The organism is Xanthobacter pseudotagetidis (genome assembly GCF_043194795.2).
GTDB lineage: Bacteria > Pseudomonadota > Alphaproteobacteria > Rhizobiales > Xanthobacteraceae > Xanthobacter > Xanthobacter tagetidis_A.
This window is the reverse complement of the sequence record NZ_CM195534.1, coordinates 801,447-823,179: the sequence shown is the minus strand read 5'-3', so window position 1 is coordinate 823,179 and position 21,733 is coordinate 801,447. Positions and strand designations below refer to the sequence as shown.

The following is a 21,733-nucleotide window of genomic DNA, read 5'->3' as shown; positions in this document are numbered from 1 at the left end:
CCGGCGGTCCGGGGGAGACGCGCCGGTCCCGCCGTGGCAGACTTGCGCCATGAACCGCCTCAGCCAAAGCGCCGCGCCCGCTTCGCAGCCCGGCCTCGCCGAGGCCCCGCCATCTCCCGCGGCGGCCTCGGGCGAGCCGAAGGTGCTCGCCGCCCTGGAGACCGTCCTCGCCAAGGTGGAGAAGGCGGCGCGGCTGCCCGATCCGGTGGCGATGGTGCATAGCGCCCGCAAGGCCATGAAGGAGTATCGCGGCCTGCTGCGCCTGGTGCCGGGCGAACGGGCCAAGGCCGCCCGCCGGGCCACCGCCGCCGCCGCGCGCATCCTGTCGGCGGCGCGCGACCGGGCGGCGGCGCAGGACGCGCTGCGGCACCTGGCGGACGAGGGCCTTGCCGGCGAGGAGGACATCGCCGCGGCCCGCGCCGCCATCGGCGAGGACCCGGCGCCCGGCGGCGAGAGCGACGACCACCGCGCCGAGCTCGCCGACTTCCTGGCCGCCGCCCGCGCGCAGCTGGCGGACGGGCTCGCGGCGGAAGCCGCCGGCGCCGACGTGGTGGCGGGGCTCGCGCGCGCCTACCGGCAGGCGCGCAAGGCCCGGTTCGACAGCCCGCACCACATGCACGAGGCCCGCAAGCGCGTGGTGGCGCACCGCTACCAGATGAGCTTCTTCGCCGCCGCCGTCGCCGGCCGGGGCCGCAAGCGCGCCACCCGCGCCCAGGAGCTGCGCGACCTGCTCGGCGCCTACCAGGATATCGAGACCCTGCGCCCGATGCTGGAGGCTTCGGCTACGCCGCTCGGGCCCGAGCGGCTCGCGCGGCTCGAGCAGGCCATGGCGCGCCTCCAGCGGCAGCTGAAGCGGGCGGCGACCAAGCTTCACCGCCGGCTGTTCCGGCGCCGCGCCGACGCCTTCGCCGGCAGGCTTCGCCGGGCGCTCTGAGGCGCGGCGCGGTCAGGCCCCCGGACCGGCGATGGCCCGGGAGATGATGATCTTCTGGATGTCGCTGGTGCCCTCGTAGATCTGGCACACGCGCACGTCGCGATAGATGCGCTCCACCGGGAAGTCCTGGAGATAGCCGTAGCCGCCGAAGGTCTGCAGCGCGCGCGAGACGATGCGCTCGGCCGCCTCGGAGGCGAACAGCTTGGCGATCGCCGCCTCGGTGAGGCAGGGCAGGCCCTGGTCCTTCATGCGCGCCGCGCTCAGCACCAGCTGGGTCGCGGCCTCGAGGTCGGTGCGCATCTCGGCGAGGCGGAAGGCGAGCGCCTGGTGCTCGATGATGGCCTTGCCGAACGAGCGCCGCTCCTTGGCATAGGCCACCGCCGCCTCGTAGGCGGCGCGCGCCATGCCCACCGACTGGGCGGCGATGCCGATGCGCCCGGTCTCCAGCGAGGACAGGGCGATGCGGTAGCCCTCGCCCTCCTCGCCGATGCGGTACTCGGCCGGCACCTCCAGGTCCTCGAAGCGCAGCGAGCAGGTGTCGGAGGCGCGCTGGCCGAGCTTGTCCTCCACCTTCGCCACCACGTAGCCCGTGGCGGAGGTGGGCACCAGGAAGGCCGTCATGGGATTCTTCATGGGATTCTTGGCGGCCGAGCCCTCCACCTTGGCGAACAGCACGATCCAGCCGCCGATCTTGCCGGAGGTGATGAACTCCTTGCCGCCATTGACGATGTAGCGGTCGTTGCGGCGCACGGCGCGGGTCTTGAGCGCGCCGGCGTCCGAGCCGGCGTCGCTCTCCGTCAGGCCGAACGCGCCGATGAACTCGCCGCGCGCGGCGGGGCGCAGCACCGCCTCCTTCTGGGCGTCGGTGCCGTAGCGCTCCAGGATGGCGTTGAAGGGCGCGTTGTGGACGCTCATCATGGTGGAGACCGCGCCGTCGCCGGCGGCCACCTCCATCAGGGCATGGGCGTAGCTCACGTAATCGGCGCCGGCGCCGTCATAGGCCTCCGGCACCGTCATGCCGAGGAAGCCGAGCTCGGCGAGCCCCTTCAGCACCTGCGGCTCGATCGTCTTCTCCCGGTCGCGGCGCGCGGCGCCGGGCGCCAGCACGTCGCGGGCGAAGGCGGCGGCGGTCTCCTTGATGAGGCGCTGTTCCTCGGTCATCTCGTTCTCCCCGCTCCGCCGCCCTGGCCCGGCGCCGGTGGTTGCGCGGCATCGGCCGCCCGGCCGGATTTCCCGGCTCCGCCCGGCATTGTCAAGCGGCGCCGGCCATGGCTCCGATCGAGGCTGGCCCGGTCCGCTCCCTTCTCGCCCGGCATCCGGCTCCCGGCTTCGCGCGGCGATGCCGCCAGGCCGAGCAGCAGGCCATAATTTCGACCCGGCGGGATGGACAGTTGACCCCCATCAAGGTTCCATGGCCCGGAACGGCCCACCTCTGCCGCCATGTGGCTCGCGCCGGCCCGGCACCGCACGACGCCACGCCCGAATGCCAAGCCCGAAGCCCGTTGGAAGCTGCGCCATGTCCGTGACACTGCCCGCGACCCTGCCCGCGCCGATGTCGGCGACGCCTGCACCCCCGGCCGCCGCGCTGCCCGTGCCGATGGGCGCTCCGGCCGCCGTGCCCCTGCCGGCGCCGGGCCGCCCGCCGATGGCCGGCTTTCCCGGGCTGCCCGCCTTCCTGTGCCCGGACGACGCGGACTTCGAGAGCAGCACCGCCCCCGCCGCCTTCCGCGCGGTGGATCGCGCCGCCGCGGCGCTCGGCGCCCGCGCGAGCCAGGGCCTCTCGCCCATCGGCCTCTCCCTCGCCTTCCTGGACTGGTGGATGCATCTCGCCGCCGCGCCCGGAAAGCAGGCGGAGCTCGCCACCAAGGCCTGGCGCAAGGCGTCGCGGTTCGGCGCCTATGCCGCCGCCTCCACCCTCGACCGGGGCCTGCCCGCCTGCATCCAGCCGCTGGAGGGCGACGAGCGCTTCTCCGCGCCGTCCTGGCAGGACTGGCCGTTCCGCTTCTGGTACCAGGGCTTCCTGCTGAACCAGCAGTGGTGGCACAACGCCACCCAGGGCGTGCCGGGCGTCGCCCCCCACAACGAGGCGGTGGTGGCGTTCGCGGCGCGCCAGATGCTCGACATGTTCTCGCCCTCCAACTCCCCCTTCACCAATCCGGAGGTGCTGAAGCGCGCGCGCCAGACGCTGGGCGGCAACTTCGTCGCGGGCGCGCGCAACTTCCTGGAGGACCAGGCGCGCAAGGTCGCCGGCCAGCCGCCGGTGGGCGCCGAGGCCTTCACCCCCGGCAAGGAGGTGGCGGTCACGCCGGGCGAGGTGATCTACCGCAACCACCTGATGGAGCTGATCCAGTACCGCGCCACCACGCGCGACGTCGAGGCCGAGCCGATCCTGATCGTGCCGGCCTGGATCATGAAGTACTACATCCTCGACCTGTCGCCCCAGAACTCGCTGATCCGCTACCTGGTGGGCAAGGGCCACACCGTGTTCTGCATCTCCTGGCGCAACGTGACCCGGGAGGACCGCGACCTCGGCTTCGAGGACTACCGCAAGCTCGGCGTCATGGCCGCGCTCGACGTGGTGAACCAGGTGGTGCCGGACCAGAAGGTGCATGCGGTGGGCTACTGCCTCGGCGGCACGCTGCTCTCCATCGCCGCCGCCGCCATGGCCCGGGCCGGCGACGAGCGCCTGAAGTCCATGACGCTGTTCGCCGCCCAGACCGACTTCTCCGAGCCGGGCGAGCTGCAGCTGTTCGTCGATCCCAGCGCGCTCTATGCGCTGGAGAGCGTCATGTGGGACCAGGGCTACCTCTCCGCCGGCCAGATGGCGGGGGCGTTCCAGATGCTGCGCTCGAACGACCTCGTCTGGTCGCGCATGGTGCGCGAGTACCTGATGGGCGAGCGCGCCCCCATGAACGACCTCATGGCCTGGAACGCCGACGCCACGCGCCTGCCCTACCGCATGCATTCGGAATATCTGCGCCGGATGTTCCTGGACAACGACCTCGCCGCCGGCCGCTACCAGGTGGACGGCCGTCCGGTCGCGCTCCAGAACGTCCGCGTGCCGCTGTTCGTGGTGGGCACGGAGCGCGACCACGTGGCGCCCTGGAAGTCGGTCTACAAGATCCACCAGCTCACCGACACCGACGTGACCTTCGTGCTGGCCTCGGGCGGGCACAATGCCGGCATCGTCTCCGAGCCCGGCCACAAGCGCCGGCACTACCGCATCCACGACACAGCCCACGGCGCGCTGCATGTGAGCCCGGAGGAGTGGATGGAGCAGAACCCGCCGCAGGAGGGCTCCTGGTGGCCGGCCTGGGAGGCGTGGCTGACGGCCCATTCGTCCGGGCGCATCCACCTGCCCTATATCGGCGCCCCCGGCCACGCGGTGCTCGGGCCGGCGCCCGGCACCTATGTGATGCAGCGCTAGGGCGGCCTACGGCACCAGGACGGCGGCGCCCTTCAGCCGGCCGGCGCGCAGGTCGGCAAGGGCGGCGTTCGCCTCGGCGAGCGGATAGGGCGTGACGTGGGTCGCGACGCCGGCCTCGGGCGCCAGCGCCAGGAATTCGTGCGCGTCCTGGCGGGTGAGGTTCGCCACCGAGAGGATCTTCCGCTCCTCCCACAGCCAGCTGTAGGGAAAGGAGGGAATGTCGCTCATGTGGATGCCGCCGCACACCACGCGCCCGCCCTTGCGCACCGCCCTGAGCGCCTGCGGCACCAGCTCGCCGGCCGGCGCGAAGATCAGCGCGGCGTCCAGCGGCTCGGGCGAGGGCGCATCGGAGGGGCCGGCATGGACGGCCCCGAGCGCGCGGGCGAAGTCCTGCGCCGCCGTGTCGCCGGGCCGGGTGAAGGCGTAGATCTCCCGCCCCTGCCAGCGCGCCACCTGGGCGATGATGTGGGCGGCGGCGCCGAAGCCGTAGAGGCCGATGCGGCGCCCCTCGCCCGCCATCTTCAGCGTGCGCCAGCCGATCAGCCCGGCGCACAGCAGCGGCGCGAGGGCGGCGTCCTCCCCCGCCTCGCCGAGCGGGTAGGCGAAGGCCGCGTCCGCCACCATGTGGGAGGCGAAGCCGCCGTCGCGGGTGCAGCCGGTGAACACGGGCGCGTCGCACAGATTCTCCTCCTGCGCCGCGCAATAGGGGCAGACGCCGCAGGCATGGCCGAGCCAGCCCACGCCCACGCGCTCGCCGCGCCGCAGATGCGAGACGCCGGGCCCGAGCGCCGCCACCCGGCCGACCACCTCGTGGCCGGGCACGATCGGATAACGCGCCTGGGTCAGCTCCCCGTCCAGCACGTGGAGATCGGTGCGGCAGACGCCGCAGGCGAGGACCTCGATGAGCACCTCGCCGGGACCGGGCACCGGGCCGGGGCGCTCCTGCGGCACCAGGCGCTCACCGGGGGCGTTCAGGACCATTGCGCGCATGCGGGGCCTCCTTGGCGGACCGGCGAAGAGTGGCACCGCCGCGGCGCCCGCGCCATGCGCCGACGCAAGGACACCCTTGCTTTTCGGGTGACAGCTGTCCCGCACCGCGCGACCTGCCCCCTCTCCCAGAGGGAGAGGCCCGGGGCGAGGGGTTCAGCCGTCGCCGATGCGGAGCGCCCGCTGCAGAGCGTCCCGTCCCCTCACCCTGCCCTCTAGGGAGAGGGTTTCCCCCGCGAGAGCGCAAGGGCGACGCCGTCAGCTGCCGCCGATGAAGATGCCCGCCGCCAGCACCAGGGCGCCGCCCAGCACCACCTGGAACACCGAGCGCCAGAACGGCGTCTCCATGTAGCGGTTCTGGATGAAGGCGATGGCCCACAACTCCACGAACACGACCGCGATCGCGATCGCCGTCGCGGTCCAGAATTCGGGGATGAGGTAAGGCAGCGCGTGGCCGAGCCCGCCCACCGCGGTCATCACGCCCGAGGCGATGCCGCGCTTCAGCGGCGAGCCGCGCCCGGAGATCACCCCGTCGTCGTGCACCGCCTCGGTGAAGCCCATGGAGATGCCCGCGCCCACGGCGGCGGCGAGGCCCACCAGCAGGGTGGTGTGGGAGTTCTGGGTGGCGAAGGCGGTGGCGAAGATCGGCGCCAGCGTCGACACCGAGCCGTCCATGAGGCCGGCGAGGCCCGGCTGCACCCAGGTGAGCACGAACTGGCGGCGCGCCTTCTCGTCCTCCTCCTGCTTCTTGTCGACGGGCAGGTACTTCTCGGCCAGCGAGCCCGCGATCTCCTCGTGCTGCATCTCCACCTTGTAGAGATTCTCCAAGAGCTTGCGGGTGCCGGGATCGGTCGCCTTCTTCTGCGCCTGGAGATAGAAGTTGGCGCTCTCGTCCTCCATCCGCCCCACCTCCTGGCGGATGCGGTCGATGCCGAGGCTGCAGATCACCCACACCGGCCGGCGGCCGTAATAGCCGGCGATGTCGCCGCGCCGGATCAGCGGCACGTGGGGGCCGAAGCGGCGCTCGAACTCGCGCTTGAGGTTGGCGGCGTGCCCGCGCTCCTGCGCCGCCATGCCCTCGAACACATGGGCGGTGTCCGGATATTCGGCACGAAGGTTGGCCGCATAGTCGTCGTAGATCCGGGCGTCGTCCTCCTCCGACGAGATGGCGAGGGCGAGCACCTCCTGCTCGTTGAGGTCGGAGAAGCGCCTGCGACCGACAAGCGCGGGGAGGGCGGACAACATGCCGTGACTCCAGTTTAAATTGATTCTAAACAAGCATATGCAGTGTCGCGGGCGACGCCGCAATGACGCTCGCGCGCCCCCGCGAACGGCGAAGTGCCGCAGGCGCTGCACCGGCGGGCGCGCATTCGGGAGCCAAGCAATGCACGCCGCGGAAGACAATGCCAGCGCGGGCCCCGCGCCCGCAGCGCCGTCCGGCGGGCGCGTGCTGTTCGCGCTGGCGGCCGTGCCGCTCGCCGCGGGAACGGCGCTTCTGCTGGCCCTCGGCCGGCGGGAGGAAGCGCAGATCGCCTTCACGGTCGGCACCGCGCCGGTGCTGGCGGCGCTGGCGCTGGAGATCGTCCGCTCGCTCAAGGCCGGCCAGTTCGGGCTCGACATCCTCGCCGCCTTGTCCATGAGCGCCGCGCTCGCCTTCGGCGAGCCGCTGGCCGGCAACGTGGTGGCGCTCATGTATTCCGGCGGCCAGCTCCTGGAGGCGCTGGCGCAGGGGCGGGCGCGGCGCGAGATGACCGCCCTGGTCGCCCGCGCGCCGCGCACCGCGATGCGGCACGAGGGGTCCGTCCTCGTCAGCCGCCCGATCGAGGAGATCGCGCCCGGCGACCTCCTGCTGGTGCGCCATGGCGACGCCGTGCCGGTGGACGGGCGCATCGCCGCCGGCTCCGGCCTCCTCGACCAGTCCGCCATCACCGGCGAGGCACGCCCGGCGCGGCTCGGCGACGGTGAGACCGCCTTGTCGGGCTCGGTGAACGTCGGGCCGGCCTTCGACCTCGAAGCCCTGAGGAGCGCGCGCGAGAGCACCTACGCGGCGATCGTGCGGCTGGTGGCGGCGGCGGCCGAAAGCCGCGCCCCCATGGTCCGGCTCGCCGACCGCTACGCGCTCGGCTTCCTCGCCATCTCGCTCGCGCTCGCGGCCGGCGCGGCGATTTTGTCAGGCGATCCGCGCCGGGCGCTCGCGGTGCTGGTGGTGGCCACCCCCTGCCCGCTCATCCTCGCGGTTCCGGTGGCGCTCATGGCGGGCCTGTCGCGCGCCGCCAAGCTCGGCGTCCTGGTGAAGAGCGGCGGCGCGCTGGAGGTCATGGCGCGGGTGCGCTCGCTGGTGGTGGACAAGACCGGCACGCTCACCCAGGGCCGCGCCGCCATCGCCACCATCGACACCGCCGCGGGGTTCGGCGCGAACGAGGTGCTGCGCCTCGCCGCCAGCCTCGACCAGGCCTCGAACCATGTGATGGCCGAGGCGCTGGTGGCGGCGGCCCGCGCGCGCGGGCTGGCGCTGTCGGCGCCGCTGGAGGTGGAGGAGGACGGCGGCGTCGGGCTCGCCGGCCGGGTCGAGGGCCGCAGCGTCGCCATCGGCCGAAGGTCCTACGTGGCGGCGCGGGCGTCCGGCACCCTTCCCGACGCCGCCCGGTCCGACGAGGACGCCACCGCCGTGGTCCTGGTGGCGGTGGACGGCCGCCTTGCCGGCCGCATCGTCCTCGCCGACCACATGCGCAAGGACGCGCCCGGCATGATCGCGGCCTTGCGCGCGGCCGGCGTGGAGCACATCCGCCTCGCCTCCGGGGACCGCCGCGAAGCGGTGTCCGCCCTGTGCCGCCGCATCGGCGCCGACGATTGCGCCGGCAACCTCTCGCCCGGGGAGAAGGTGGAGAGCGTGAAGGCGGCGCGGGCCTTCGGCCCGGTGATGATGGTGGGAGACGGCGTCAACGACGCCCCGGCGCTGGCCGCCGCCGACGTGGGCGTCGCCATGGGGGCGCGCGGCGCCGCGGCCTCCGCCGAGGTGGCGGACGTGGTGCTGCTGGTGGACCGGCTCGACCGGCTCGCCGAGGGCGTGGCGGCGGCGCGGCGCGCGCTCGCCATCGCCCGCCAGAGCGTGTTCGCGGGCATCGGCCTGTCGCTGCTGGGCATGCTGGCGGCGGCGTTCGGCTATCTGCCGCCGGTGCAGGGGGCGCTGCTGCAGGAGGCCATCGACGTGGCGGTGATCCTCAACGCCCTGCGCGCGCTGCTGCCGCCGCGCCCCGAAGGGCCGCCGGCGCCACCGGCCGGCGCGCTCCGGCGCGCGGCCGGCGGCGGCTGCTCGGCCTGCCGCACCGCCTGCCCCTGACCGCCCGCCGGCTCAGAGCATTTCGCCGCGCAGCAGCTTCGGCACCTCGCCGGTGAGGCCGGCGGCGTCGCGGATGAACAGGCCCTTGAGGCGCGGCATCCGGTCGACCAGGCCGAGCCCCACGTCGCGCACCGCGCGCAGCACGTCGGAGCGGTTGGAGAACAGGCGGTTGAGCCCGTCGGTGGCGACCCCCATGGCCAGGGTGTCGAAGCGGCGCCAGCGCTGGTAGCGCTCCAGCACCGAGGGGGCGGCGAAATCGAGGCCCACGCGGGCGGCGTCGGTCACCACCTCGGCCAGCGCCGCCACGTCGCGCAGGCCCATGTTGAGGCCCTGGCCGGCGATGGGGTGGATCAGGTGGGCGGCGTCGCCCACCAGCGCGAGCCGGTCGCCGATGAAGCTGCGGGCCATGGCGAAGCCGAGCGGATAGGCGCGCGGCTTCGAGACCACCTTCACCCAGCCGAGCTTGTGGCCGAAGCGCTGCTCCAGCTCCTCCTGGAACGCGGCGGCGGGCAAAGCGAGGAGGCGCTCGGCGTCGGCGGTGCGCTCGGTCCAGACGATGGAGCAGCGGTTGCCCGGCAGCGGCAGGGTGGCGAACGGGCCGGCGGGCAGGAAATGCTCCTCCGCCCGGCCCTCGTGCGGGCGCTCGTGCTCGACGGTGAAGGTGATGCCGCTCTGGCCGTAGCCCCACGACACGTTGGCGATGCCCGCCATGGTGCGCAGGCGCGAGCGCGCCCCGTCGCAGGCCACCAGCAGGCGGGTGGAGAGCCGCCCGCCGGCGCCGAAGGACAGCCCCACGCCGCCGCGGGCGGCATCGAACGCCTCTACCGCCGCGCCGCGCAAATCGATGCCGGCGGCGCGGGCGGCGTCGAGCAGCGCCGCCTGGAGCGCGGCGTTGGGCACCATGTGCGCGAACGCCTCGCCCGGCTCCACGTCGCCGTCGAAGGTGAGGAAGACCGGGCGGGCGACGTCGCGGGTGCGGCTGTCGGTGACGATCATGGAGCAGATCGGCTGCGCGGCCGCCGCCACGGTGTCCCACACGCCGAGCACGCAGAGCATGCGCCGCGCGCCGGCGGCGATGGCCGAGCAGCGCCCGTCGTCGGCGCCGAGCCGGTCGAGGCCGGGGTCGAACAGCACGATGTCGGCGTCCGGCCCGAGGCCCTGGCGCAGCGCCAGCGCGAGGCTGAGCCCGGCGAGGCCGCCGCCGACGATGGCCACGTCCGCGCCCGGCGCGGCCGAAAGGACCCCCTCGATGCCGCCGGAGGCGGCGGCGCCCGTGGTGCCGGTGCCGATCATCTTATCCCTCTCCCTGTGCCAGCTCCCCGCGGCAGAGCCTGCCGAATGGGGAAGCGACTTGACGCAGCCTGCCGCGCCGTGGCGTTTTCGTCGCAGGCCCGCCGCTCACGGCACGGCCCCATCGAGCGCCCCATGACCGAGCAAACGCCCACCGAGCCTACGTCCACCGAGCCCCCCGCCGAAACGCCAGCCGGCGACCGGCAGTCCGACGTCGACGCCCTTCTGGGCATCCTCGACCTCGAGCAGTTGGAGATCAACCTGTTCCGGGGTCGCAGCGGCTCGCCGGGCGGCGGGCGGGTGTTCGGCGGCCAGGTGATCGCCCAGGCGCTGGTGGCGGCGCGCCGCACCGTGGAGCCGGCGCGGGTGGTGCACTCGCTGCACGGCTACTTCCTGCTGGGCGGCGATCCCACCATCCCCATCGTCTACGACGTGGACCGCATCCGCGACGGCAAGTCCTTCACCACCCGGCGGGTGGTGGCGATCCAGCACGGGCGGGCGATCTTCTTCATGTCGGCCTCGTTCCAGGTCGTCGAGGAGGGGCTGACCCACCAGGCGAAGATGCCGCGCGTGCCGATGCCGGAGGAGCTGCCGGCCGACGAGGTGTGGCGCGAGCGGCTGCTGAAGCGCTTTCCCGCCGCCGCCTTGCGCGACTGGATGGCGCTGCGCCCGCTGGAGGTGAAGCCGATCTTCCTCGACGGCTCCTATGCCACCAGCTCGCCCGACGCCAAGGCCAGCCTGTGGCTGCGGGCGCGCGGGCGCCTGCCGGACGACCTGCCCACCCATCAGGCGGTGCTGGCCTATGCCTCGGACCTGTCGCTGCTCCAGGCGGCGCTGGTGCCGCACGGGCGCAGCGTGTTCGACGTCGACCTGCAGTGCGCCAGCCTCGACCACGCCTTGTGGCTGCACCAGCCGTTCCGCGCCGACGAATGGCTGCTCTACAGCCAGGAAAGCCCCATGGCGACCGGCGCGCGCGGCTTCTGCCGCGGCCAGCTGTTCACCCGCGACGGCACGCTGGTGGCCTCCTCCGCCCAGGAAGGGCTGATGCGGCCGGTGACCCCGCGCCCAACGTAGCCGGACGCGCTGCCGCCGCCGGCGCGCCGCCGGCCTCCCTACTCCGATGCTTTCTTACGAGGCACTGCCTCCGCCGGGCCGGGCAAGTCGTTCCGGAGCGGGCACCGGCGTGCAAAGGCGAATCGGGCCCCTCCCTGGCATGGACCCATGACACCACATGGGAAATGAGCACCCCATGAGCTTTGCGCCTAAGAAACAGGCACAAAAAGCGGCAAGGATGGGGCGTCGATGACTCAGCAATGGGCCATGGCGAGAAAATAAGCACCCATCCCCGCCCTTCCGGCCCGATTGGCACGGTCCTTGATTCCCATTCGCGCAGGCTTGGGCCGCGGCGTGGATCGCCCCGACCCGCACGGCCAAGCCGCGAGAAAACACACCGCCCCGGTCAACGGCCGCGGCGGTCATCAGGGGACAGGGACCGATCCATGAAGATCGTCATGGCCATCATCAAGCCATTCAAGCTGGAGGAGGTGCGCGATGCCCTCACCGGTATCGGTGTTCACGGCCTGACCGTGACCGAGGTGAAGGGTTACGGGCGTCAGAAGGGCCACACCGAGATCTATCGCGGCGCCGAGTACGCCGTGAGCTTCCTGCCGAAGCTCAAGGTCGAGGTGGCGGTTGCGGCCGACCAGGTCGCCAAGGTGGTCGAGGCGATCACCGCCTCCGCCAAGACCGGACAGATCGGCGACGGCAAGATCTTCGTCTTCCCGATCGATCACGCCGTGCGCATCCGCACCGGCGAGACCGACGCCGACGCCCTTTGAGCCATCCTCATTTCACGGAGCTTCCTTCCATGACGTTCAAGACGTGGACCCGCGTGGGGATTCCCGCGCTAATGGTAGCAGCGGCCGTCGCGCTGCCGGCGCTCGGCCAGCCCGTCGAGGCGCCGGCCGCCGCTTCTCCGGCGGCGGCCGAGGCTGTCTCGACCGTGAACAAGGGCGACGTGGCGTGGATGATGACGTCCACGGTGCTCGTCCTGCTCATGACCGTGCCCGGCCTCGCTCTGTTCTACGGCGGCCTCGTGCGCGCCAAGAACATGCTCTCGGTGCTCATGCAGGTGCTCACCATCACCGCGGTGATGATGCTTGTGTGGGTGCTCTACGGCTACTCGCTCGCCTTCACCTCGGGCAACGCCTTCATCGGCGGCTTCGAGAAGGCCTTCCTCGCCGGCGTCACGGTCGAAAGCCTCGCCGACACCTTCACCAAGGGCGTTCAGATTCCTGAGTTCGCCTTCATCGCCTTCCAGATGACCTTCGCGGCGATCACCCCGGCCCTCGCGGTCGGCGCGTTCCCCGAGCGCATCAAGTTCCCGGCGGTGATCCTGTTCGCGATCCTGTGGGGCACGTTCGTGTACTTCCCGATCGCCCACATGGTGTGGTTCTCCGAGGGCTACCTGTTCACCCTCGGCGCGCTGGACTTCGCGGGCGGCACGGTGGTGCACATCAATGCCGGCATCGCCGGCCTGGTGGGCTGCCTCATCGTCGGCAAGCGCATCGGCTACGGCAAGGAGCAGCTCCCGCCCCACTCGCTGCCCTTCACCATGATCGGCGCCTCCCTCCTGTGGGTCGGCTGGTTCGGCTTCAACGTGGGCTCGAACCTGGAGGCCAACGGCCTCGCGACCCTGGTGATGGTCAACACCTTCCTCGCCACCGCCGCAGCCATCGTCGGCTGGCTGGTGATCGAGTGGCTGGTGAAGGGCGCGCCCTCCATGCTCGGCGGCGCGTCGGGCGCGGTGGCCGGCCTCGTGGCCATCACCCCGGCCTGCGGCGCCTCCGGCCCCATGGGCGCGATCGTGCTCGGCATCGTCGCCGCGGTGGTGTGCTTCTTCTTCTGCACCACCGTGAAGAACGCGCTCGGCTATGACGACAGCCTGGACGTGTTCGGCGTTCACGGCGTGGGCGGCATCATCGGCGCCATCGGCACCGGCATCCTGGTGTCCCCGGCGCTCGGCGGCGCCGGCGTGGCCGACTACGAGATGGTGAAGCAGGTCCTGATCCAGGGCCAGGCGACCATCATCACCATCGTCTGGTCGGGCGTGGTCTCCGCGATCATCTTCTTCGTGCTCAACATCGTGGTGGGCCTGCGCCCGTCCGCGGACGTGGAGCGCGAGGGCCTCGACATCAACGAGCACGGCGAGCGCGCCTACCACTCGTGAGTTCACGCGGGGCGGCCCAGGCCGCCCCGCTCTCGTTCAAAAAGAGGGGAACGAGAAAGGCCCCGGCGCGCGAGCGCCGGGGCCTCATCTTTTCCGCGGGACCGCGACCGGTTGCCGGAGCCGCTTCGCCGGCCCGTTGCGCCGCCCCGTGCCGCCAGAACCAGGGGGAGCGGGCGCCATGCCGGGCCTTTTCCAGCGTTCAGTGCTGAGCGGACGGGATGTTCCGGAAACCGCCGTCATGGCCGGGCCTGCCCCGGCCATTCACGCCTTGCGGCATGGCGCGGACATGCGGAAGCGCGGCGCCATCGGCACGGCGTGGATGCCCGGCACGGGGCCGGGCATGACGACGCAGCGTGGAGACGCGCATTTTAGCCATCCAGGGCGAATGCCGTGTCGCCGCGCCAGCCGGCGATGTCGATCCGTCCCGGCGCCGCCGGCGCCTACTCGGAGATCTTACGCGCGCGCGAGCCCAGCGTGCGCAGGCGCAGGGCGTTGAGCTTGATGAAGCCGGCCGCGTCGCGGTGGTCGTAGGCGACCGCGCCCTCCTCGAAGGTCACAAGCTCCTGGTTGTAGAGCGAATAGGGGCTCTTGCGGCCGATCACGGTGGCGTTGCCCTTGTAGAGCTTCACCGTCACCTCGCCGGTCACGAACGCCTGCGAGTGGTCGATGGCGGCCTGCAGCATCTCGCGCTCGGGCGAGAACCAGAAGCCGTTGTAGATCAGCTCCGCATAGCGCGGCATCAGCTCGTCCTTGAGGTGCGCCGCGCCGCGGTCGAGGGTGATGCTCTCGATGCCGCGATGGGCGGCGATCAGGATCGTGCCGCCGGGGGTCTCGTAGATGCCGCGGCTCTTCATGCCGACGAAGCGGTTCTCGACCAGGTCGAGCCGGCCGATGCCGTTCTCCTTGCCGAGCGCGTTCAGCTTCGTGAGCAGGCTCGCGGGCGACAGCGCCTCGCCGTCGATGGCCACCGCGTCGCCCTTGTCGAAGGCGATGGTGATGATGGTCGCCTCGTCCGGGGCGTCCTCCGGCGAGATGGTGCGCTGGTAGACATAGTCCGGCGCGTCCTCGGCCGGGTCCTCCAGCACCTTGCCCTCGGAGGAGGAGTGCAGGAGGTTCGCGTCCACCGAGAACGGCGCCTCGCCGCGCTTGTCCTTGGCGATCGGGATCTGGTGCGCCTCGGCGAACTCCAAAAGCCGGGTGCGCGAGGTCAGGTCCCATTCGCGCCAGGGGGCGATCACCGTGATGTCCGGCTCCAGCGCGTAGTAAGCGAGCTCGAAGCGCACCTGGTCGTTGCCCTTGCCGGTGGCGCCGTGGGCGACCGCGTCGGCGCCCATCTTCCGCGCGATCTCGATCTGCTTCTTGGCGATCAGCGGCCGGGCGATGGAGGTGCCGAGCAGGTACAGCCCCTCATAGAGCGCGTTGGCGCGGAACATGGGGAACACGTAGTCCCGCACGAACTCCTCGCGCACGTCCTCGATGAAGATGTTCTCGTCCCTGATGCCGAGCAGCTGCGCCTTCTTGCGCGCCGGCTCCAGCTCCTCGCCCTGGCCGAGGTCGGCGGTGAAGGTGATGACCTCGCAGCCATAGGTGGTCTGGAGCCATTTCAGGATCACCGAGGTGTCGAGCCCGCCGGAATAGGCCAGCACCACCTTCTTCACGTCACGCGCCATCAGGTCTCTCGGGGGTTGGGAGCGAAATCGGCGCGGACTATAGGCCCGCGCGGCGCCCTGGCAAGTGGCGCGCCGCAAGGGCGCGCAAGGAGATCCAGGCGCGCCGGGCCAGCGCGGCGAGGGCGCGCGCCGTGCCGCCGACCAAAGCGTGGAGCCCGTAGCCCAGCCGGCCGATGGCGTGCTCCATGCGGAAGTCGGTGGGCGCGCCCTTGCGGTCGTAGATCAGGTAGCGCATGGCGACCACGATCAGCACCACCACCACGCCCGAGAACACCACGTCGGTGAAGAAGTGGCCGCCGAAGGCGATGCGCAGGCCCCCGGCGGTGGCGGCGAAGGCGACCGCCGCGGTCATGGCCACCGCTCCGAGCGGCCCGGGCACAAGGCTCGCCGGCGCGGTCAGCCAGAAGCCGAGCGCCCCCTCGCCCGAGACGAAGGAGCAATTTCCGGGGCAGGCGCCGTCGGTCGCGAACCAGGGCTTGTAGGCGTCCTTGCCGCCGAACTCCTCCACGTGCACCGGGCGCGGGCGGCCCCATTCCTCCTTGAGGATGCCGTTCACCACCAGCCCGGGCCCGAGCGCCATGGTGGCGGCCAGGAGCACGGCGGCGCGCGCGCTCATGAACATGCGGCCCCAGGGAAACAGGAGCTTCAGAATGATGGCGGCGAACGCCGGGCCGGCGATCAGCCAGGGAATCCAGTTGGCGAGCGAGCGGACGGTCTTGGCCCAGGGGGCGCCGGCGAGCGTGAAGGCACGGCGCCCGACGTCCCAGAAATAGCCGCTGATGGCGAGGTCCCACTGCGGGAAGACGGTGAACAGGATCGCCACCGCGGCGCCGATCACGAGGACAAGGAACAGGACAGACCGCACGTTTCCTCCTCTGCCGCCGGCGCTTGCCGCCGCGATGCCTGTTCCCTTTAGTGGATTTTCCCGCCGCGTCGAATCGCGAAAATGTCAGCGCCCCGGCCCGAAGGGCGCACTGCGCGCTTGCCATTCGCCGGGGAAGGCCCGATCTGACGGGGGCCGGGAAGCCGGAGCCGGAAAGTTGGAGCACGGATGCTGCGGCGCGCCTATCGGATGGTGATCGACACGGTCAGGATCGTCATCGACGCGATCTGGACCTTCTCGGCCGATGACGGCTGGGCGATCGCCAGCCACATCGCGCTCTCCGCGCTCATGTCGCTGTTCCCGTTCCTGATCTTCGTCACCGCGCTGGCCGGCTTCCTGGATCTGCGGCCGCTCGCCGCCGAGACCATCCAGCTGATCCTGGAGACCTGGCCGCAGAAGGTGGCCGAGCCGATCTCGCGCGAGATCCACAACGTGGTGAACCAGGTGCGCACCGACGTGCTCACCTACGGCGTGGTGCTCGCCATCTACTTCTCCTCCAACGGCATCGAGAGCCTGAGGATCGGCCTCAACCGCGCCTACGGGGTGCGCGAGGAGCGGGCGTGGTACTGGCTGCGGCTCGAATCCATCGGCTACGTGCTGCTGGCGGCGGTGTCCATGCTGGCGCTGTCCTTCCTGGTGGTGCTCGGGCCGCTGCTCTGGCAGACGGCGGTGAGCGAGCTGCCGCAGCTCGCGCCGCTCTCGCGCATGGTGACGCTGGCGCGCTTCGGCCTGACCAGCCTGATCCTGGTGGTGGCGCTGCTGGTGGCGCACCTGTGGCTGCCGGCGGGACGGCGCTCGCTCATGGAGGTGGCGCCCGGCATCCTGGTGACGCTGGTGCTGTGGCTGGTGGGCGCGGCGGCGTTCGGCTTCTACCTCTCCGAATTCCCCGCCAACTACGTCACCACCTATGCCGGCCTCGCATCGGTGATGATCGCCCTGGTGTTTCTTTACCTTACGGCTTCGATCTTCGTGTTCGGCGGCGAGCTGAACGCGGCCATCAAGCGCGCCCGCGGCCAGGTCATCCTCGCCCTGCCGGCGCCGGCGGCCGCGGCGGAGACGCGCCCGTGAGGCCGGACACCCTGCCCGAGCCGCCCGAGGACGGGCGCCAGTCGCCGACCGCGCGCGCGGTCCAGCGCGGGGTGCTGCGCCATTTGTCGGCGCGCGGGCTGGTGGGCATTCCCGAGTTCTGCCTCGTGTCGGGCCGGCGCGCCGACATCCTGGCGGTGGACGGGCGCGGCGAGGTGTCGATCGTCGAGATCAAGTCGTCGGTGCAGGACTTCCGCACCGACCTGAAATGGCCGGAATACCGCGCCTATTGCGACCGGCTGCTGTTCGCGGTGCCGCTCGACTTTCCGGCCGAGATCCTGCCGCTGGAGACCGGGCTGCTGGTGGCCGACGCGTTCGGCGCCGAGCTGCTGCGCCCGGCCCCCGCCCATCCCTTGCCCGCGGCGACGCGCAAGGCGCTGATGCTGCGCTTCGCCCACACGGCGGCCTCCCGGCTCGCCGCGCTCCACGATCCCGAGCTGACGCGCTACAGCCTGTGAGCGTCGCCCCGGCTCAGCGCGGGGCGCGCTTGGCGAGGATGCGCTGCAGCGTGCGGCGGTGCATGGAGAGCCGGCGCGCGGTCTCCGACACGTTGCGCCCGCACAGCTCGTAGACCCGCTGGATGTGCTCCCACCGCACCCGGTCGGCGGACATGGGGTTCTCCGGCGGGATCGGCTTGTGGTCGCCGGTGGCGAACAGCGCCGCCACCACGTCGTCGGCGTCCGCGGGCTTGGCGAGATAGTCCACCGCGCCGAGCTTCACCGCGGTCACGGCGGTGGCGATGTTGCCGTAGCCGGTGAGCACGATGGCGCGCGCGCCGGGCCGGTGCTTCTTGAGCGCCGAGATCACGTCGAGGCCGGTGCCGTCGCCGAGCCGCATGTCCACCACCGCGTAAGCGGGGGCGCCGGCCTCGACCCGGGCGAGGCCCTCGGCCACGGTCTCGGCGGTGGCGACGGCGAAGCCCCGCGCCTCCATGGCCCGCGCGAGGCGCTGGAGGAACGGACGGTCGTCATCGACGATCAGCACCGACCGTTCTTCTCCCACCTCGGGGGGCGTCAAATCGTTCATCTCTCACATCCTCGAATCTGCGAGCCGCGCGCCGATGGCTCTGCGCATACCCTCGATTTCCACGGACTTTTACGCTTCTTTGGACGAAGAATAGCTCAAGCCGCGTCGATCTGTCGCGCCCCTTTCCACTTCTATGGCCAGCGCCGCGCGCGGCCAGGACACGGTGATCAGCGCGCCGGTCTGCGGCAGCGCCCGGTTGGCGAAGGTCAGCGCCGCGCCGGTGCGCTCCAGCAGCGTCTTGGCGATGAAGAAGCCGAGGCCGAGGCCGCTCTCGCCGTCCGGGTCCTGCCGGTCGCGGGCGCGGGAGGTGACGTAGGGCTGGCCGATCCGGGCGATGACCTCGGGCGCGAAGCCCGGCCCGTCGTCCATGAGGATGATCTCCAGGCTCGTCGGGCTCCACTGGGCGTGGATCTCGACCCGCCCGGCGGCGAAGTCCACCGCGTTCTCCACCAGGTTGCCGAGCCCGTAGATGAGGCCGGGATTGCGGGCGATCACCGGCGCGTCCGGATCGTCCGGCACGTCGATGGCGATGGCGATGCCGAAATTGCGGTGCGGCTCCACCACCTCCTCCAGCAGCAGGCGCAGCGGCATGCGGTCGAACGGGGCGTCGCCCGCCTGGAGCGAGGTGAGGGTCTGGAGGATGTCGCGGCACCTCTTGGCCTGGTCGCGCAGGAGCGCCACGTCCTCGGCGTAGGGGTCGTCGGCCTTCATGGAGCGCTCCATCTCCTTCACCACCAGGGCGATGGTGGAGAGCGGGGTGCCGAGCTCGTGGGCGGCGGCGGCGGCGAGGCCGTCGATGGCCGAGAGATGCTGCTCGCGGGCCAGCACCAGCTCGGTGGCGGCGAGCGCGTCGCCGAGCTCGCGCGCCTCCTCGGCCACGCGCCAGGAATGCAGGCCGATGAAGCCCACCGCCACCGTGAGCGAGACCCAGACGCCGGCGAGATAGAGGTCCGGCAGCACCGGCGCGTCCGGCCCGCCCCAGGGCAGCGGCCAGGCATAAAGGCCGACCGCGCCGGCGCAGGCCACCGCCAGCGCCCCCAGCGCCACCGTCGTGCCCCAGGACAGGCCGGTGGCCGAGATCATGACCGGCGCCAGATAGAGCAGCACGAACGGATTCTTAAGCCCGCCCGTGAGATAGAGCAGAGCGGTGAGCTGAAGGACGTCATAGGCGAGCAGCGGCCCCGCCGCCCCGTCGCCGAGCCGCCGGGCGAGCGGATACTTGACCCGCAGGAAGACGTTCAGGAGCACCGACAGGGACACGGCCGCGAGGCAGGGCGCGATGGGCAGCTCGAAGCCCAGGACCAGGTTCACCACCACGAGCGCGGCCGTCTGGCCCGCCACCGCGAGCCAGCGCAGTCGAATCAGGGTGTCGAGCCGAAGCCCGAACGACCGGCCATGGTGCGACGCAGCAAATGCAGGCATCATCCCCTTCTACCTCCGCCCCCATATCGGGGTGCCTTGCACTGTGACATCCGGGACATATCTGGACATTGATATGACCCCCCACCCTTTCGTCGGCATTGACCCTACCCGGGACAAGCGGGAGGGTCCTCGACCCCACATCGCGAGGTTGGTCCATGGCCATCGGTGAATTCACCGGCGCGACGAAGCTCCCGACCCAAATCGATTTGGGCCTGTCGACGCCGCTCTACTGGCTCTACGAGATGGGCCACGCCGCTCTCAATCCCTCGCGCGCCATGGCGGACGCGAGCCGGATGTTCCTGAAGAACCCCATCAATCCGGTGTCGCACACCACCATCGGCAAGTCGATGGCGGCCGCCTGCGAGCTGTTCGAGCGCACCACCCGCCGCTACGGCAAGCCGGACTGGGGCATCACCCACACCACGGTGGGCGGAATGAAGGTGCCGGTCCACATCAACACCGTGTGGAAGCGGCCGTTCTGCAACCTGTTGCATTTCGAGCGCGCCTTCGACCATCCGCCGCGCCGGCCGCAGCCGCGCCTCCTGGTGGTGGCGCCGGTCTCGGGGCACTACGCGACGCTGCTGCGCGGGACGGTGGAGGCCATGCTGCCCACCCACGACGTCTACGTGACCGACTGGGTGGACGCCAAGATGGTGCCGCTCGCCGAAGGGCGCTTCGGCCTCTCCGACTATGTGGACTACCTGATCTCCATCTTCCACCGCATGGGCGGGGACTGCCACGTGATGGCGGTGTGCCAGCCGGCGGTGCCGGTGCTGATGGCGGTCGCCCGCATGGAGCAGGAGGAGGACCCCTACGTCCCCAAATCCATGATCCTCATGGGCGGCCCCATCGACACGCGCGAGACGCCGACCGCGGTGAACGCGCTCGCCAAGGACCGCGGCATCGACTGGTTCCGCCGCAACGTCGTCACCCAGGTGCCGTGGCCCCATCCGGGCGCGCTGCGCGAGGTCTATCCCGGCTTCCTGCAGCTCAACGGCTTCATGAGCATGAATCTCGACCGCCACCTCCAGGCCCACTGGGACCTGTTCCGTCACCTGGTGAGGGGCGACGGCGATTCGGCCGAGAAGCACCGCGAGTTCTACGACGAGTATCTCGCGGTCATGGACCTGACGGCCGAATTCTACCTGGAGACGGTGGAGAACGTGTTCATCACCCACGCTTTGCCGAAGGGCGAGATCATGCACCATTCCCAGCGGGTGGACCCGTCGGCGGTGCGCCGGGTGGCGCTGATGACGGTGGAGGGCGAGAAGGACGACATCTCCGGCATCGGCCAGACCAAGGCCGCCCATGCCCTGTGCCCGCGCATCCCCGAGGACAAGCGCGCCCACTGGGAGCAGCCGGGGGTGGGCCATTACGGCGTGTTCAACGGCTCGCGCTTCCGCTCCGAGATCGCGCCGCGCATCTCCGACTTCATCCTGTCCCAGGAGCTGCCGGCCGGAGCCGCCCGCGCGTCCGTGCCGCCCCGGCCGCTGCCGGAGCCGCAGGCCGACGTGCCGGCGGAGACCGACGTGTTCGGCTTCCCGGCCAACGTGATGCCGCTTTATCCCCGGAGCGCATCCACGTAGGGGTAGCGGGGAACGTGGTTTTTGGTGAAGATGCCGTTGCGAACATCTCCAGAACCATCGCCATGCTGTTCCGCCGCCAGGATCGAAAAGCCCCGCCACGGGGCGGATTCGAATCCATCGAGCTGGTGCTCGATGGAGAGCCTCTGGCTGTAACGGTACGCAGACACCCCAAGGCCCAGCGACTCACCCTGCGCGTGCGCGCCGTGGCGCGGGACGTGACCCTCACCGCGCCGCCCCACGTGCCCCTGTCCGCCGCCCGGGATTTCGTTCATCGCCATCGCGAATGGGTGCGGGTGCGGCTGGTGCGGCTGCCGGAGATGGTGCCTTTCGAGGCCGGAGCGGTGGTGCCGGTGCGGGGCGAGCCGCATCTGATCGTCCATCGGCCGGACGAGCGCGGCACAGTCTGGCTCGACGGGGCGCTCAATGGCGCGCACGGCGGGATGCCGGCGCTCTGCGTCGCCGGCGAGGCGCCGCACATCGCCCGCCGAGTGCGCGACCATCTCAAGCGCGAGGCGCGCGCGGAACTGATGCGGGCGGTGCGCCGCCACGCGGCGGCGCTGAAGGTGGAGGTGGGCCGCATCACACTGCGCGACACGGCGAGCCGCTGGGGCTCCTGCTCGGCCAAGGGCGACCTGTCCTTCTCCTGGCGCCTGATCATGGCGCCGCCCTTCGTGCTCGATTATCTCGCCGCGCACGAGGTGGCCCATCGGCTGGAGATGAACCACGGCCCGCGCTACTGGCGGCTCGTGGAAGCCATCTTCCCCCGCCGCGCCGAGGCGGAAGCCTGGCTGCGCCACAACGGCGCGGGCCTCCACCGCTACGGCTGACGCCCGCGTTCCGCGCGGGCCGGCGG

The 21,733-nt window shown here is 71.6% G+C and carries 18 protein-coding genes; 10 read left to right on the top strand and 8 right to left on the bottom strand.

Annotated elements, in window-relative coordinates:
• Positions 1 to 49: 49 nt before the first annotated feature.
• Positions 50 to 934, top strand: a complete 885-nt coding sequence (locus tag V5F67_RS03750) for a CHAD domain-containing protein (RefSeq protein WP_394022175.1) — start codon at positions 50 to 52, stop codon at positions 932 to 934.
• A 12-nt stretch (positions 935 to 946) separates the two neighbouring features.
• Here the strand turns inward: V5F67_RS03750 and V5F67_RS03745 are convergent, their stop codons facing one another.
• On the bottom strand, positions 947 to 2,095 hold the full coding sequence (locus V5F67_RS03745; RefSeq protein WP_394022176.1) for an acyl-CoA dehydrogenase family protein: 1,149 nt from the start codon (positions 2,093 to 2,095) through the stop codon (positions 947 to 949).
• Between the two features lie 355 nt (positions 2,096 to 2,450).
• Here V5F67_RS03745 and V5F67_RS03740 point away from each other — a divergent pair, with 355 nt between their 5' ends.
• A complete protein-coding gene (locus tag V5F67_RS03740; RefSeq protein ID WP_394022177.1) occupies positions 2,451 to 4,361 on the top strand; it encodes a PHA/PHB synthase family protein in 1,911 nt (636 codons plus the stop codon).
• A 6-nt stretch (positions 4,362 to 4,367) separates the two neighbouring features.
• Here V5F67_RS03740 and V5F67_RS03735 read toward each other — a convergent pair whose 3' ends face one another.
• On the bottom strand, positions 4,368 to 5,351 hold the full coding sequence (locus V5F67_RS03735) for a zinc-dependent alcohol dehydrogenase family protein (protein WP_394022178.1): 984 nt from the start codon (positions 5,349 to 5,351) through the stop codon (positions 4,368 to 4,370).
• A gap of 255 nt (positions 5,352 to 5,606) precedes the next feature.
• Positions 5,607 to 6,593 carry an iron exporter MbfA gene (mbfA, locus tag V5F67_RS03730; protein ID WP_394022179.1) on the bottom strand — a complete coding sequence of 329 codons (987 nt, stop codon included), beginning with the start codon at positions 6,591 to 6,593 and terminating at the stop codon, positions 5,607 to 5,609.
• Between the two features lie 139 nt (positions 6,594 to 6,732).
• Between mbfA and V5F67_RS03725 the strand changes: the two genes are divergently transcribed.
• The gene (locus V5F67_RS03725; protein ID WP_394022180.1) at positions 6,733 to 8,688 is read left to right on the top strand and encodes a heavy metal translocating P-type ATPase; all 1,956 of its coding nucleotides are present in this window, start codon (positions 6,733 to 6,735) and stop codon (positions 8,686 to 8,688) included.
• A 12-nt stretch (positions 8,689 to 8,700) separates the two neighbouring features.
• Here the strand turns inward: V5F67_RS03725 and V5F67_RS03720 are convergent, their stop codons facing one another.
• On the bottom strand, positions 8,701 to 9,981 hold the full coding sequence (locus V5F67_RS03720; RefSeq protein WP_394022181.1) for a ubiquinone biosynthesis hydroxylase: 1,281 nt from the start codon (positions 9,979 to 9,981) through the stop codon (positions 8,701 to 8,703).
• 132 nt (positions 9,982 to 10,113) lie between these two features.
• Here V5F67_RS03720 and tesB point away from each other — a divergent pair, with 132 nt between their 5' ends.
• From tesB to V5F67_RS03705, 3 genes are all read left to right on the top strand, one after another.
• Positions 10,114 to 11,052, top strand: a complete 939-nt coding sequence (gene tesB / locus V5F67_RS03715) for an acyl-CoA thioesterase II (RefSeq protein ID WP_394022182.1) — start codon at positions 10,114 to 10,116, stop codon at positions 11,050 to 11,052.
• A gap of 425 nt (positions 11,053 to 11,477) precedes the next feature.
• On the top strand, positions 11,478 to 11,816 hold the full coding sequence (locus V5F67_RS03710) for a P-II family nitrogen regulator (protein WP_121624088.1): 339 nt from the start codon (positions 11,478 to 11,480) through the stop codon (positions 11,814 to 11,816).
• Between the two features lie 29 nt (positions 11,817 to 11,845).
• Positions 11,846 to 13,207, top strand: coding sequence for an ammonium transporter (locus tag V5F67_RS03705; RefSeq protein ID WP_394022183.1), 1,362 nt, complete (start codon positions 11,846 to 11,848; stop codon positions 13,205 to 13,207).
• Between the two features lie 440 nt (positions 13,208 to 13,647).
• Here V5F67_RS03705 and V5F67_RS03700 read toward each other — a convergent pair whose 3' ends face one another.
• Both V5F67_RS03700 and V5F67_RS03695 read right to left on the bottom strand, forming a co-directional pair.
• On the bottom strand, positions 13,648 to 14,877 hold the full coding sequence (locus tag V5F67_RS03700) for an argininosuccinate synthase (RefSeq protein ID WP_394022184.1): 1,230 nt from the start codon (positions 14,875 to 14,877) through the stop codon (positions 13,648 to 13,650).
• A gap of 37 nt (positions 14,878 to 14,914) precedes the next feature.
• Entirely contained in the window at positions 14,915 to 15,742 is an 828-nt protein-coding gene (locus V5F67_RS03695; RefSeq protein ID WP_394022185.1) for a phosphatase PAP2 family protein, read from the bottom strand.
• Positions 15,743 to 15,928: 186 nt separating this feature from the next.
• Between V5F67_RS03695 and V5F67_RS03690 the strand changes: the two genes are divergently transcribed.
• Together V5F67_RS03690 and V5F67_RS03685 are read left to right on the top strand one after the other, a co-directional pair.
• On the top strand, positions 15,929 to 16,828 hold the full coding sequence (locus V5F67_RS03690; protein WP_394022186.1) for a YihY/virulence factor BrkB family protein: 900 nt from the start codon (positions 15,929 to 15,931) through the stop codon (positions 16,826 to 16,828).
• Positions 16,825 to 17,304: an MmcB family DNA repair protein gene (locus tag V5F67_RS03685; RefSeq protein ID WP_394022187.1), complete on the top strand. Its 480-nt coding sequence runs from the start codon at positions 16,825 to 16,827 to the stop codon at positions 17,302 to 17,304. Before V5F67_RS03690 ends, V5F67_RS03685 begins: the two co-directional genes overlap by 4 nt.
• Positions 17,305 to 17,317: 13 nt before the next feature.
• Here the strand turns inward: V5F67_RS03685 and V5F67_RS03680 are convergent, their stop codons facing one another.
• Both V5F67_RS03680 and V5F67_RS03675 read right to left on the bottom strand, forming a co-directional pair.
• The gene (locus V5F67_RS03680) at positions 17,318 to 17,872 is read right to left on the bottom strand and encodes an ActR/PrrA/RegA family redox response regulator transcription factor (RefSeq protein WP_394022188.1); all 555 of its coding nucleotides are present in this window, start codon (positions 17,870 to 17,872) and stop codon (positions 17,318 to 17,320) included.
• A gap of 69 nt (positions 17,873 to 17,941) precedes the next feature.
• A complete protein-coding gene (locus V5F67_RS03675; RefSeq protein WP_394022189.1) occupies positions 17,942 to 19,297 on the bottom strand; it encodes an ActS/PrrB/RegB family redox-sensitive histidine kinase in 1,356 nt (451 codons plus the stop codon).
• Between the two features lie 152 nt (positions 19,298 to 19,449).
• Between V5F67_RS03675 and V5F67_RS03670 the strand changes: the two genes are divergently transcribed.
• Both V5F67_RS03670 and V5F67_RS03665 read left to right on the top strand, forming a co-directional pair.
• Positions 19,450 to 20,880, top strand: coding sequence for a polyhydroxyalkanoate depolymerase (locus V5F67_RS03670; protein WP_394022190.1), 1,431 nt, complete (start codon positions 19,450 to 19,452; stop codon positions 20,878 to 20,880).
• A 62-nt stretch (positions 20,881 to 20,942) separates the two neighbouring features.
• Positions 20,943 to 21,707 carry a M48 family metallopeptidase gene (locus V5F67_RS03665; protein ID WP_394022191.1) on the top strand — a complete coding sequence of 255 codons (765 nt, stop codon included), beginning with the start codon at positions 20,943 to 20,945 and terminating at the stop codon, positions 21,705 to 21,707.
• The last annotated feature ends 26 nt before the right edge of the window (positions 21,708 to 21,733 follow it).